The organism is Serratia sp. root2 (genome assembly GCF_031931805.1).
Taxonomy (GTDB): domain Bacteria; phylum Pseudomonadota; class Gammaproteobacteria; order Enterobacterales; family Enterobacteriaceae; genus Serratia; species Serratia inhibens.
The window spans coordinates 36429-49418 of sequence record NZ_JAUJXB010000006.1 but is presented as its reverse complement, the minus strand read 5'-3'; the positions used below and the strand labels follow the sequence as shown (position 1 = coordinate 49418).

Here is a 12990-nt window from a genome sequence, read left to right as displayed (position 1 = left end):
CATGAGTAAGCCCATCGTATTTAGCGGCGCGCAGCCGTCCGGTGAACTGAGCATTGGCAACTACATGGGTGCGCTGCGTCAGTGGGTTAAGCTGCAGGACGATTACGACTGCATCTACTGCATCGTCGATCTGCACGCCATCACCGTACGCCAGGACGCGGAAAAACTGCGCAAGGCTACGCTGGATACGCTGGCGCTGTATCTGGCCTGCGGCATCGATCCGCAAAAGAGCACCATCTTTGTGCAGTCGCACGTGCCGGAACACACTCAACTGAGCTGGGTGCTGAACTGCTACACCTATTTCGGCGAACTGAGCCGCATGACCCAGTTCAAAGACAAATCCGCACGCTATGCGGAAAACATCAATGCCGGTCTGTTCAGCTACCCGGTGCTGATGGCGGCGGACATCCTGCTGTATCAGACCAACCAGGTGCCGGTCGGCGAAGACCAGAAACAGCATCTGGAATTGAGCCGTGACATCGGCCAGCGTTTCAACGCGCTGTACGGCGATGTGTTCAAGGTGCCTGAGCCGTTTATTCCCAAGTCCGGTGCGCGCGTGATGTCGTTGCAGGATCCGACCAAGAAGATGTCCAAGTCGGACGATAACCGCAATAACGTGATCGGCCTGCTGGAAGATCCGAAAGCGGTAGCCAAGAAAATCAAGCGTGCGATGACCGACTCCGAAGAACCGCCGGTGATTCGTTACGATGTGGCGAACAAACCGGGCGTATCCAACCTGCTGGATATTCTCTCGGGCGTGACCGGCAAAAGCATCGCTCAGCTGGAAGCCGAATTTGAAGGCCAGATGTACGGCCACCTGAAAGGCGCGGTTGCCGACGCAGTATCCGGTATGCTGGGTGAGTTGCAGGAGCGTTATCACAAGTTCCGCAATGACGAGGCCTTGCTGCAGCAGGTCATGCGTGACGGTGCGGCCAAGGCGCGTGCACGCGCTCAGGAAACGCTGGCGAAGGTTTATCAGGCAGTAGGCTTCGTATCACAGCCTTAATTTTTGCGCAGAGAGAAAAGCGGCCATGGGCCGCTTTTTTTTCGTCGGTATCAGGCCAGTTGAGCCAGTTTTTGCGGCGTTTCCTGGCTGGAGAACCAGTTCAGCTTGCTGCGCAGGCTCACCACGCTGCCGACGATAATCAGGCTCGGGCTGGCGGCCTGTTGGGCCAGCGTTCCCAGTTGTTTCAGCTCGCCTTCGATCACTCGCTGACGGCATGAAGTGCCGTTTTCCACCAGCGCCACCGGCGTGGTTGCGGGCATGCCATGAGCAATCAACTGGCGTTGGATGTCCGCCGCCTGCGTCAGGCCCATGTAAAACACCAGCGTTTGCTGCCCGGCGGCCAGCGTCGTCCAGTCCAAGCCGCCGTCGCTCTTGGCGTGGCCGGTCACCAGTCGCACGCTCTGCGCATGGTCACGATGGGTGAGGGGAATGCCGCTGTAGGCCGAACAGCCGGAGGCGGCGGTAATGCCCGGTACCACCGAGAACGGGATGTTGGCATCGGCCAGGGTTTCCAGCTCTTCGCCGCCACGGCCAAAAATAAACGGGTCACCGCCTTTCAGCCTGACTACGCGTTTACCCTGTTGCGCTTGCTCCAGCAGGATGCGGTTGATCTGCTCCTGCGGTACGCAATGATGGCCGGCGCGTTTACCGACGAAGATACGTTCGGCATCGCGGCGTACCAGCGTCATGACGTCATCGGACACCAGCCGATCGTATACCACTACGTCGGCCTGCTGGATCTGTTGCAAACCCTTGAGTGTCAGCAAACCGGCGTCCCCCGGTCCGGCACCCACCAGCACCACTTCGCCGGACTCCTCCGCAGGGCAGTTGAACAGCTGTTCTATCTGCCGTTCCGCCAGCGCCAGGTCATCATTGGCCAGCGATTGCGCCAGCCGGTCATGGGCGAACAGCTTTTCCCAAAAACGACGGCGGGCGCCCGTGCCGGTAAAGTGCCGTTTCACCCGCTGGCGCAATGAACCGCCCAGCTGTGCCAGCTTGCCAAGATGCTGCGGCAACGCGGCTTCCAGCTTTTCACGCAGCAGCCGCGCCAGCACCGGCGCTTTGCCGCCGGAGGACACCGCGACCATGATCGGCGAGCGATCGATAATCGACGGCATGATAAAACTGGCGCGCTTGGGGTCGTCGACAACGTTGCAGAATACCCGTTGCTGGTTGGCGCACTGATACACCAGTGCGTTGACCTCGATCCGATCGGTTGCGGCGATGACCAGCCATTTTTCCGCCAGCAACGCTGCACTGAATTCCCCTTCCACCAGCGTAACCCGGCCAAGGGCTGCCCACTCGTGGAACTGCGGGCTGAATGCGCAGGCGTTGACGGTCAGCAAAGCGCCGGCGTCCAGCAGCAGACGCGCCTTGCGTTCGGCGATCTCACCGCCGCCGACCAGCAGGCAGGCTTTGTGTTGCAGTTGGCAGAAAATCGGCAGGTAATCCATTGGCAATCCTCGGAGCAATCGGCAACGGGGGCGCAGTCGCCCCCGGAATATTATGCAGCCTGGCGCGCTGCGGTTTTCTCGGCCAGTGGACGTTCGGCGCGCGGGGTGGCGTACCAATAACCCAGGCCCATCAGGACCGAACCGGACAGGATATTGCCCAGCGTCACCCACAGCAGGTTATGGCCGATCCCGCTCAGCGTGTAGGCTTCGCTGTGATGACCGAACCAGGACAGGGCGAACAGCGTCATGTTGGCGACGGAGTGTTCATAGCCGGAAGCGATAAAGGCCAGCAGGCACCACCAGATGGCGATGAATTTGGCGGCACCCTCGACGCGAATCGCCATCCAAATTGCCAGGCAAACCAGCCAGTTGCACAGCACGCCCTTGAAGAACAGCACTTCGGCCGGGGCGGTGGTTTTCGCCAGTGCCGCAGTATGTATCAGACTGGTGTCCACCGGCAGCAGGCTACCGCCGCCGTAGTAATACATCAGCGCCACCAGCACCGACCCCAGCAAGTTGCCCAACCAGGTTTGCGGCAGTACCGCCCACATCTGGCTCTGGCGAATGGTACCGGCTTTGACGCCCAGCGTCAGGAACATGGTGTGGCCGGTAAACAGCTCGGAACCGGCGATGATCACCAGCGTCAGCGCGATGCCGAAGGTGGCGCCCATCACTAATGGCCGAAGGGCCGGATCGACCAGATTGCCAAGGGTGAAGATTAAAATGATGCCGAGGCCGACGTAAGCCCCGGCCATCGCCGAGCTGATCCAGAAGCCCAGCGGGCTGTCTTTCGACAGCCTGACGATGCGCGCCGCGTTGGCGGCGCATTTGTTGATGGTATCGGTGAACATGCTGCTTCCCCTGAGGTTAAAGTGAAAATGTCAGGCCGCGACCTGCACCATGCCATCGACTACCCGGCTGGTGAAATGCGCGACGGAGCGGCTGCCATCTTCCAGGCAGTAGCCGTCGTGCAGGCGGAAATGCTGTTTTTTCAGCGGGCTGGCGACCCACAGTTCACCCTGATGTTCGGCGATCAGGCCGCGTGACAGCACGCTGGCCTGGGCGAAGGGATCGACATTGCTGATGGCAAACACCTGTTCATCGGCATGGGGGCGGAATATCGCCACCTGCTGTGCGCCGATCAGGGCGCACACGCCGGTGCCTGGCAAGATATCAGTAACGGGGCAAAGGGTGATCCACTGGCTCATACGTTGTTCTCCTCAGCGTCCAGCAGGGTGACGGGAATGCGTTCATCCGGACGCGCCGGCCGATGCTGTTCGCGCTCGGCGACGATCTGTACGTTCGGATCGCGCAGGCTGCTATTGATAAAGTGGGCGAAGCGGACCTGGGCCTGCGGATCTTCGACGGCCTCTTTCCACTCGCAGATCACCGCCTCACGCAAGCGGGCGATTTCGGCTTCCAACTGATCGTTGATGCCCAGTTTGTCGTCAATGATCACTTTGCGCAGATAATCGATGCCGCCTTCCAGGCTTTCCAGCCACACAGAGGTGCGTTGCAGCTTATCGGCGGTACGAATGTAGAACATCATGAAACGGTCCAGATAGCGTTCCAGCGTAGCGCTGTCGAGATCCGCCGCCAGCAGGTCGGCGTGGCGGGGCTTCATACCGCCGTTACCGCATACGTACAGGTTCCAGCCGTTCTCGGTGGCGATAATGCCGACGTCCTTGCCCTGCGCTTCAGCACATTCGCGGGTACAGCCGGAAACGCCGAACTTCATTTTGTGTGGCGTACGGATGCCTTTGTAGCGGTGTTCCAGTTTGACGCCAAACCCGACGCTGTCACCCACGCCAAAGCGACACCAGGTGCTGCCGACACAGGTTTTCGACATGCGCAACGCCTTGGCGTAGGCATGGCCGGTTTCAAAACCGGCGGCAATCAGCTTGCTCCAGATAGCCGGCAGGTCGTCTTTCTGCGCGCCGAACATGCCGATGCGCTGAGAACCGGTCATCTTGGTATACAGGTTGTATTCCTTGGCAATCTGGCCGACCGCCATCAGTCCGTCAGGCGTAATTTCACCGCCGGCGGAGCGTGGGATCACCGAATAAGTGCCGTCTTTCTGGATATTGCCGAGGAAGTTGTCGTTGGTGTCCTGCAGCGGCGTGTGTTGCGGTTTGAGCACGAACTCATTCCAGCAGGAAGCCAGCAGCGAGCCGACAGTCGGTTTACAGACTTCACAACCGTAACCTTTGCCGTATTTGGCCAGCAGTGCGTCGAAGGACTTGATGCCTTCAACGCGGATCAGGTGGTACAACTCCTGACGTGAATAGGCGAAGTGTTCGCACAGGTGATGGTTAACCTCGATGCCCTGTTTGCTCAGCTCGGCGTTCAGCACCTGGGTGATCAGCGGAATACAGCCGCCGCAGCCGGTACCGGCCTTGGTTTCTGATTTTATCGCCGCGACGGTGTGGCAACCCATCCCGACCGCCTTGACGATGTCGCCCTTGGTGACGTCGAAGCAGGAACAGATTTGCGCGGTTTCCGGCAATGAATCCACGCCGATGGCCGGTTTGCTGCCCGCATGCGCCGGCAGGATCAGGCCGTCCGGATTTTCCGGCAGTTCAATGGCGTTCAGCGCCAGTTGCAACAGGTTGCCGTAGTCGCTGGTATCGCCCACCAACACTGCGCCGAGCAGGGTTTTATTGTCGGCGCTGACGATGATGCGCTTATAGACTTCTTTGCTTTCATCCAGATAAACGTAGCTGCGTGCGCCTTCAGTGCGACCGTGGGCATCGCCAATGCCGCCAACGTCCACGCCCAGCAGTTTCAGCTTGGCGCTCATGTCGGCGCCCTGGAAGGCATTTTCGCGACCCAGCAGATGGTCGGCCGTGACCTGAGCCATTTTATAGCCCGGCGCCACCAGGCCGAAGGTGCGCTCATGCCAGGAGGCACATTCGCCGATGGCGTAAACGTCCGGATCGGAGGTTTGACAACTGTCGTTAATCACGATGCCGCCACGGCGGGCGGTAGCCAGGCCACACTGGTGAGCCAGCTTGTCCTGAGCGCGGATGCCGGTGGAAAACACGATAAAGTCCACTTCCAGCTCGGTGCCGTCGGCGAACTGCATGGTTTTGCGTGCCTGTTCCCCGCCGTTGACGATCTCTTTCGTGTTTTTACCGGTGTGCACTTTGACGCCCATGCGTTCGATCTTGCGGCGCAGTTGATCGCCGCCCATCGGATCGAGCTGTTCGGCCATCAGCATTGGCGCGAATTCAATGACGTGGGTTTCGACGCCCAGGCTTTTCAGCGCGCCGGCGGCTTCAAGCCCCAGCAGGCCGCCGCCCACTACGGCGCCGCGTTTGCTGCGGCGTGCGCAGGCTTCGATGGCGTTCAGATCTTCAATGGTGCGGTAGACGAAGCAATCCTGGCTTTCCGAGCCTTTAATCGGCGGGATCCACGGGTAAGAACCGGTGGCCATGATCAACTTGTCGTAGTAAAGGGTACGCCCGGTATTGGAGTGAATGACCTTCTCACTGCGGTTGATGGTAATGGCGCGTTCGCCGACCAACACCTTTACGCCCTGTTTTTCGTAAAAGCCTTCGCGCACCAGCGAAAGTTCTTCGGCGGTGTGGTGGGCAAAATAAGACGACAGGTGCACGCGGTCATAGGCGATGCGCGGTTCTTCACAAAATACGGTGATCTCAAACTGGTCTTTGTCCGCTTTTTCCAGCAGATCTTCGATAAACCGGTGGCCGACCATGCCGTTCCCGATGACAGCAAGTTTGACTCTGCTCATTATTGCCTCAAAATTCTGATTTCCTAGGCTTACCTTATGCCTCCCCACGGGCAATTTATTGATGCAAATCAATTACACCTTCATATACCTCTAATGTGGTATATAGATGATTTTTCTCAATATTTTATAAGTTGCGGTTTTTATTCATCTTTAGCTGAAACGAGCCAGTTATTGCGAACCTTACCTCTGAGGGAGTAGATGAGGGAGTAATAAACCTTCTGCGGCTTTGTCAGCCGGATCCGCTGCCAGTATGATGAGTAAAACGAGCCGCAACAGCAGAGGTGAAGGGTGGCCAAGAGTCCATTGAAGTTTATCGACAACCTGCGTTTGAGCGGGCATGAAGGGCTGTGGCAACTGGCCATTGAGCAGGGGCGCATTGCTCATTTGGTACCGCAACCTGAAGGGCAGGAATGGCGCAGCGACGTGCTTGATGCGCAGGGCGGGCTGGCGCTGCCGGCGTTTGTCGAGCCGCATATCCATTTGGACACCACCCAGACCGCCGGGCAGCCGGCCTGGAACCAGTCCGGCACGCTATTTGAAGGCATAGAACGCTGGGCCGAACGCAAAGCGATGTTGACTCATGAGGACGTCAAACAACGCGCCTGGCAGACGCTGAAATGGCAGATCGCCAACGGCGTGCAGTACGTGCGTACCCATGTTGACGTCTCCGATCCGACCCTGACCGCGTTGCGCGCCATGCTGGAGGTGAAGCAGGAGGTCGCGCCCTGGGTGACGCTGCAAATCGTCGCTTTCCCGCAGGAAGGCATTATGTCCTATCCCAACGGTGAGGCATTGCTGGAAGAGGCGTTGCGGCTGGGGGCTGACGTGGTGGGAGCCATTCCGCACTTCGAGTTCACGCGCGAATACGGCGTAGAATCATTGCACAAGGCTTTTGCGCTGGCGCAAAAGTACGATCGGCTGGTGGATGTGCACTGCGATGAGATTGACGATGAGCAGTCGCGTTTTGTCGAAACCGTGGCGGCACTGGCGCTGAAGCTGGATATGGGCGCCAAGGTCACCGCCAGTCATACCACGGCGATGCACTCTTACAACGGCGCTTACACTTCGCGGCTGTTCCGTTTGTTGAAAATGTCCGGCATCAACTTTGTCGCTAATCCGCTGGTCAATATTCACCTGCAGGGGCGCTTCGACAGTTACCCGAAACGGCGCGGCATCACGCGGGTGAAAGAAATGCTGGAGGCGGAGATTAACGTCTGCTTCGGCCACGACGACGTCTTCGATCCCTGGTATCCGCTGGGGACCGCCAATATGCTGCAGGTACTGCACATGGGGCTGCATGTCTGCCAACTGATGGGATATGGGCAAATTGACGACGGGCTGAAACTGATCACCAGCCACAGTGCACGCACTCTGCACCTGACCGATTACGGCTTGGCGGCGGGCAACAGCGCCAACCTGGTGATCCTGCCGGCGGAAAGCGGTTTTGATGCGGTACGCCGCCAGACCCCCGTGCGCTATTCGATTCGTCAGGGGGCGGTGATTGCCGAGACCCGGCCGGCGGAAACCACGCTATATCTGACGCAGGATGAGAAGGTGGATTTCCGGCGCTAAAGCTTGGACCACGACCATAAAAAAAGGCGCCTCAGGCGCCTTTTTGATGTCACCGACGGCAGATTAGTGCGTCACGTGACCGTGGCTGCGGTGCTTGGTAACGAACCCGAGCAGCAGACACATGACGAACACCGCCAGGTACAGGCCGTTGGCGGTGGTCAGCGCAGCGTGTGCGCCGCCTTTGGCCACGATCGGGCCGGTGACCACGAAGGTCAGCATGGTGCCGATGGTGCCGCAGGTCAGGATGAAGTTAACCAGCTTCGGTGAAGACACCTTGGTTTGCAGCGAGCCGAGGGTGATCAGCGTGGTGTAGATCGCGCTGGAAACGAAGCCCAAAGCCATGATGTAGTAACCCAGGTGTTCCGGATTGTCGGTGCTGACGAACAGGTACATCGCGCCGGTCGCCAGAGCGGCCAGAACAGTGACGATGCGCTGCAAGTCAAAGAAGCGCAGAATAAAGCTGAACACCCACATGCCAACCATGTACGAAGTCCAGAAATCGCTCACCAGCTTACCGGCCTGGCCAAGGTCCATCCCGAAGGATTTGGTGGCGTATTCCGGCACCCATTGGATAAAGCCCAGCTGGCCGAGGATATAGCACAGTGCGGCGATCGACAGGAACAGCACGCCGATACCCCATTTCTCTTTTGCTACCGGCTGGCCGGCATTGGCGCCCTTGTTGCCCAGTACCGGGAACTCGGAGAACAGGGTCAGCACAAAGATACCTACGTACAGCAGGCCGATACAGGCATACACCCAGTACCAGCCGATCTGACGCGCCAGCAGCATCGCGGCGACAATCGGGAAGATCATCCCGGCCATGCTGAAGAAGGAGTCAGTGAACAGCAGGCGCGAACCGCGCTGGCGGCCGGCGTACATATGGGTGATCAGGAAGGTGCCTATCGACATGGTGATACCGCTGACCACGCCAAGGATAAACATGCACAAGGAGAACATCGTCAGGCTCTTGGTCACCATCAGCCCGGCGACAGCCAGTACCATCAGGATAAAGCCAAACATCAGTTGACGCTTCAGCGGGATGATTTCCATCAACCAGGCATTGAGGAAGATCGAAATCAAGATGCCGGCATTAAGGAAAGTAAAGGTGTTGCTCATGCTGGAAACCGGCAGATTAAAGTACTCTGCAATGTTCCCCATCACCATCCCTGTGACGATAACTAAAGCGCCGGTCAGCGCGTAAGAAAAATAGCTGATCCAGGTAAGCCGTAGACGGTTGCTGTCATTCATTATATAGGCCTGATTATGTCTGTTAGGATTAGACCCGTCGCCTTTCAAACCGCCGCGTTGTTACCTGCGCTAACTGCCCGTCACTTACCTAAGTAAGCTCCAGGGATGAGTGAGCTGGGCGCCTGGCTGCAATTTGAAATTCATAGGGTATAACGCTGGATTAAGGCCGCTGGCTTTTCCTGGTAAAAGCAGAAAAGTCCCGATCAGGCCACCAGGGAGCGGATCCTAGCACAGACAACGGGAGTTTTTGTGATGGCTGTCGATTTTTTGATGCAATCAATGAAAGGTTGTGAGATTTTTTTGTGATCTATTTGCTCATCGTCACAATCGAGTCGCGGTTGACGATCGTCGGCGCGAAGCTGATGTGCGGGGTGGCCGGATCAATCAGCAGCCGCGTGGCGTATTGTGCCATTTCGGTAATCGGAAAATGTACGCTGCTCAGCGCCGGTCGTACGAAGGGCGCGCGTTCGCCGCTGTCGTAACAGATCAGCGAGATATCTTGCGGCACACGCAGACGGTGCTCGTTGAGCGCCAACAACGCGCCGATGGCCATCTCTTCGTTACAGCAGTAAATGGCGGTAGGCAAGGTTTGCAGTTGCAGCAGTCGGTCGGCGCAGCGGTAGCCGCTCTCCAGGTCGTAAACGCCTTCCACGCAGGCCAGCGGCTTGATATGCGCGGCCTGCATCGCCTGTTCGAAACCTTGCAGCCGCAGCCGGCTGGAAGCCCGTTCGCTTGGGCCGCCGATGCAGGCAATGCGCCGGTGGCCGGCGTCGATCAGCTGTTGCGTCGCCATGCGGCTGGCGAGCGGGTGATCAAAGGTGACACAGCGGTCTTCCAGACCGGGCACCAGGCGATCGAGCAGCACAAAGCAGCGTTGCTCCGACGCCAACTGGCGCAGTTGATCGTCGCTGAGGAAACGCACATGCAGGATCACCCCGTCACAGCGCAGGCTGAACAGCCGCTGGATCGCCCGCCATTCGTTTTCCGCGCTACTGCGGCCCTGGGTCACCAGCAGTTGTTTACCGTGGGATTCGGCTTCGGTTTGCACAAAGTCCATCAGCGCGCCGAAGAAACCACCGCGATACGAGGTGGTGACCAGGCCCAGCGTATTGCTGTGGCTGGAAGCCAGTGCGCGGGCGGCAGGATTGGGGGTATAGCCGAGTTGGGCTACCGCCCGTTCAACCTTCTCGCGGGTCGGCGCTTTAACGTTGGTATCGCCATTCACTACGCGTGACACGGTGGCGCGGGACACACCCGCCAAAGCTGCGACATCTTCCAGTGTCACCATCATCCGACTCCTGATTACGGCTTAAACCGGGTTCGGCGCACCGAACCCCTGCATATAGGTATAGCAATGTATCAGTAACCGCGTCCCGTCAGACGGTTATTTAAACTGCGGCAGATAAGGCGCATTCACCGCCAACACGTCTTCCAGCAGCGGTTGCGCCACGTTGGCATTGGCCACCAGCGGATTGGTGACCAGCGCCAGCAGCCCGCTGCGGCGATCGCCATGTACCGCGGCTTCGATGGTCAGGCGCTCATAGGCCTTCACCTGCTGGGTCAGTGCATGCATGGCGTCCGGCAGCGTACCGAAGGTCAGCGGGTGGGCACCTTGCGCATCGACGATACAGTTGGTTTCTATCACGGCATCGTCCGGTAAGCCGCGAATGGCGCCCCGGTTTGCGGTATTGACGACTAATTGCGTACCGAGATTATTATGGATCGCACGAATTAGCTCCAGCGCCACTTCTGAATAGTATGATCCACCGCGAAAACTCAGCTGTTCAGGCTTGCTGTCGAGCTGAGGATCGGCATACAGCTCAAACAGCTCTTTCTCTACCTTCATCACCTGCTCGGCACGGGTACCGCGCTCGGCCGCCGCGGCCACTTCTTCGGCCAGCATCTCTTTGGTCTGGTAGAAATAACGATGATACGGGCAGGGGATGGCCCCTACGGCGCGCAGGAAGTCCGGCTGCCACGGCTCTTCCTTGATGTTGTTCATGGTCAGCGCTGCACCGTCGCACAGCATGTCGATCACCTTGTCGGTCACGTCATGGCCGTTTTGCAGCACCTGATGCACCCATACCATGTGGTTCAGCCCGGCGAACTGCAACTGCACGTCTTGATAGGGGCTTTTTAACATGGTGGCGATCATGTGGTGCATGCTGATCGGCACGTTGCACAGGCCGATGATTTTCGCTTTGGTGTAGCGAGAGACCGCTTCGGTGACGATGCCGGCCGGGTTGGTGAAGTTAATGATCCAGGCGTCCGGCGCCAGCTTTTCCACTCTGCGCGCAATATCCAGCATGACCGGGATGGTGCGCAGCGCTTTGGCGAAGCCGCCCACGCCGGTCGTTTCCTGGCCGATCAAATCGTATTTCAGGCCGAGACGTTCGTCGGCGGCGCGTGCCGGCAATTGGCCGACGCGGAACTGGGTCAGGACGAAATGGGCGCCGCGAATGGCGTCATCCAGCTCGAAATGCACGCTGACCTTCACCTGTTCCAGCCCATTGCGCGCCAGCATGCGCCGGGTCAGCGCGGCGATGATCTCTACCTTTTCGCGGCCCGGTTCAACGTCTACCAGCGCCAATTCGGTCACCGGCAGTTCTTCGATGCGTTGGATCAACCCATCGACCAACTCTGGCGTATAGCTGCTGCCGCCGCCGATAACGGCGATTTTCAACGAATTCATGCGCGAGTCTCCAACAGTGCCTGACGGCGGTAAAGTTCAATCATGTCGTCTGCCAGATCCTGGATCACCATGGCGTTCATCAGGTGGTCCTGAGCATGAACGGTAATCAGGTTGATGGCCAGTTTGCCGCAGCCTTCATCCAGGCCGATCAACTGGGTCTGGATAAGGTGCGCCTTTTTCACCGACTGTTTCGATTCGGCCATGTGTTTGGCTGACGCGGTAAAGTCCCCGGCGCGCGCTTGCTGCAGCGCCATCAGCGCACTGCTGCGTGCGCCACCGGAGAACACCAGCAGTTCCATGATGGTGCTTTCAAAATCGGGGCTGATTTCAGTCATCAATTCACTCACGTTATTTCTCCTGTTATCGCGCGGCAGCGGTGCCGGCGGACATGTGTTAATGTCGGTCTCTCTAAAATGAGAGCGCTCTCATTTGTCTAGAGTAACGGGAATCGAGAACTAAACCGGGAGTTGTGTCGCAAAAAGCGACGAAGGTGTGAAAAGGGCAAAAAATGCGTGATGCAGTTGGCAAAAAGGGTATCGGCGATCATACTTTTGGCAGTAAAAACTGCGGCTGGCCAAGATATGCCTCCCCAATTGCGTAAATATAGGTAAATGGCTGGCACTCGCAGGTACAGCTCTTTAGAATCAAAGCGCTTTTCCGTTGTTTGTCTCTCAGAGAAAGGACCCGTTAATGTTCAAACGTACTTTAGTGACCTTCGTTGCGCTGTGTTCCCTGACAGCAATGACACCCGCAGCTCTCGCCGCCGGTGAAACTCATGTCATGCTGACCACCTCGGCAGGGAATATCGAATTGGCGCTCGACAGTCAGAAGGCTCCGGTTTCCACCAAGAACTTCGTCGACTACGTGAACAGCGGCTATTACAACAACACCGTTTTCCACCGCGTGATCCCAGGCTTTATGGTTCAGGGCGGCGGTTTTACTGCGGATATGCAGCAAAAAACCACTAACGCGCCAATCAAGAACGAAGCCGATAACGGCCTGCGCAATCTGCGCGGCACCATCTCGATGGCGCGTACTGCCGATAAAGACAGCGCCACCAGCCAGTTCTTCCTGAACGTGGCGGATAACGCCTTCCTGGATCACGGCCAGCGCGACTTCGGTTACGCGGTATTCGGCAAAGTGGTTAAGGGCATGGACGTGGTGGACAAAATTTCCCAGGCCCCGACCGGCAATGTGGGCCCGTACCAGAATGTGCCGAGCAAGCCTATCGTCATTTTGTCAGCCAAAGTGCTGCCATAAATTT

General features: G+C 58.1%; 11 protein-coding genes. 3 read left to right on the top strand and 8 right to left on the bottom strand.

Features of this window, described 5'->3' with window-relative positions; translation table 11 throughout:
• Nucleotide 1: 1 nt before the first annotated feature.
• A complete protein-coding gene (trpS, locus tag QZQ97_RS21070; protein WP_126485743.1) occupies nt 2-1006 on the top strand; it encodes a tryptophan--tRNA ligase in 1005 nt (334 codons plus the stop codon).
• A gap of 50 nt (nt 1007-1056) precedes the next feature.
• Here trpS and cysG read toward each other — a convergent pair whose 3' ends face one another.
• From cysG to nirB, 4 genes are read right to left on the bottom strand one after another with little or no spacing between them, the layout of a single operon-like run.
• Nucleotides 1057-2460, bottom strand: coding sequence for a siroheme synthase CysG (cysG, locus tag QZQ97_RS21065; RefSeq protein WP_311995027.1), 1404 nt, complete (start codon nt 2458-2460; stop codon nt 1057-1059).
• Between the two features lie 50 nt (nt 2461-2510).
• A complete protein-coding gene (gene nirC, locus QZQ97_RS21060) occupies nt 2511-3311 on the bottom strand; it encodes a nitrite transporter NirC (RefSeq protein WP_311995026.1) in 801 nt (266 codons plus the stop codon).
• Between the two features lie 30 nt (nt 3312-3341).
• Complete coding sequence (nirD, locus tag QZQ97_RS21055) at nt 3342-3668, bottom strand: nitrite reductase small subunit NirD (protein WP_311995025.1); 327 nt, start codon at nt 3666-3668, stop codon at nt 3342-3344.
• A complete protein-coding gene (gene nirB / locus QZQ97_RS21050) occupies nt 3665-6214 on the bottom strand; it encodes a nitrite reductase large subunit NirB (RefSeq protein ID WP_311995024.1) in 2550 nt (849 codons plus the stop codon). Before nirB ends, nirD begins: the two co-directional genes overlap by 4 nt.
• 303 nt (nt 6215-6517) lie before the next feature.
• Here nirB and QZQ97_RS21045 point away from each other — a divergent pair, with 303 nt between their 5' ends.
• On the top strand, nt 6518-7786 hold the full coding sequence (locus tag QZQ97_RS21045; protein WP_311995142.1) for a cytosine deaminase: 1269 nt from the start codon (nt 6518-6520) through the stop codon (nt 7784-7786).
• 63 nt (nt 7787-7849) lie between these two features.
• Here the strand turns inward: QZQ97_RS21045 and tsgA are convergent, their stop codons facing one another.
• The 4 genes from tsgA to QZQ97_RS21025 form a co-directional block, all read right to left on the bottom strand.
• Nucleotides 7850-9034, bottom strand: coding sequence for an MFS transporter TsgA (gene tsgA, locus QZQ97_RS21040; RefSeq protein WP_004951290.1), 1185 nt, complete (start codon nt 9032-9034; stop codon nt 7850-7852).
• A 307-nt stretch (nt 9035-9341) separates the two neighbouring features.
• Nucleotides 9342-10322, bottom strand: a complete 981-nt coding sequence (locus QZQ97_RS21035; RefSeq protein ID WP_311995141.1) for a LacI family DNA-binding transcriptional regulator — start codon at nt 10320-10322, stop codon at nt 9342-9344.
• Between the two features lie 96 nt (nt 10323-10418).
• Nucleotides 10419-11726, bottom strand: coding sequence for a 6-phospho-beta-glucosidase (locus QZQ97_RS21030; RefSeq protein WP_311995023.1), 1308 nt, complete (start codon nt 11724-11726; stop codon nt 10419-10421).
• Nucleotides 11723-12061: a PTS lactose/cellobiose transporter subunit IIA gene (locus QZQ97_RS21025; RefSeq protein WP_006328508.1), complete on the bottom strand. Its 339-nt coding sequence runs from the start codon at nt 12059-12061 to the stop codon at nt 11723-11725. The genes QZQ97_RS21030 and QZQ97_RS21025 overlap by 4 nt, the downstream gene beginning before the upstream one ends.
• A gap of 355 nt (nt 12062-12416) precedes the next feature.
• Between QZQ97_RS21025 and ppiA the strand changes: the two genes are divergently transcribed.
• Nucleotides 12417-12986: a peptidylprolyl isomerase A gene (ppiA, locus tag QZQ97_RS21020; protein ID WP_006319053.1), complete on the top strand. Its 570-nt coding sequence runs from the start codon at nt 12417-12419 to the stop codon at nt 12984-12986.
• Nucleotides 12987-12990: the final 4 nt, after the last annotated feature.

What these genes read in the sequence shown, in the direction of transcription:
- trpS (WP_126485743.1), top strand. Translation starts at nt 2, where the DNA reads ATGAGTAAGCCCATCGTATTTAGCGGCGCGCAGCCGTCCGGTGAACTG.
- QZQ97_RS21030 (WP_311995023.1), bottom strand. Translation starts at nt 11,726, where the DNA reads ATGAATTCGTTGAAAATCGCCGTTATCGGCGGCGGCAGCAGCTATACG.
- cysG (WP_311995027.1), bottom strand. Translation starts at nt 2,460, where the DNA reads ATGGATTACCTGCCGATTTTCTGCCAACTGCAACACAAAGCCTGCCTG.
- nirC (WP_311995026.1), bottom strand. Translation starts at nt 3,311, where the DNA reads ATGTTCACCGATACCATCAACAAATGCGCCGCCAACGCGGCGCGCATC.
- tsgA (WP_004951290.1), bottom strand. Translation starts at nt 9,034, where the DNA reads ATGAATGACAGCAACCGTCTACGGCTTACCTGGATCAGCTATTTTTCT.
- ppiA (WP_006319053.1), top strand. Translation starts at nt 12,417, where the DNA reads ATGTTCAAACGTACTTTAGTGACCTTCGTTGCGCTGTGTTCCCTGACA.
- QZQ97_RS21035 (WP_311995141.1), bottom strand. Translation starts at nt 10,322, where the DNA reads ATGGTGACACTGGAAGATGTCGCAGCTTTGGCGGGTGTGTCCCGCGCC.
- nirD (WP_311995025.1), bottom strand. Translation starts at nt 3,668, where the DNA reads ATGAGCCAGTGGATCACCCTTTGCCCCGTTACTGATATCTTGCCAGGC.
- nirB (WP_311995024.1), bottom strand. Translation starts at nt 6,214, where the DNA reads ATGAGCAGAGTCAAACTTGCTGTCATCGGGAACGGCATGGTCGGCCAC.
- QZQ97_RS21025 (WP_006328508.1), bottom strand. Translation starts at nt 12,061, where the DNA reads ATGACTGAAATCAGCCCCGATTTTGAAAGCACCATCATGGAACTGCTG.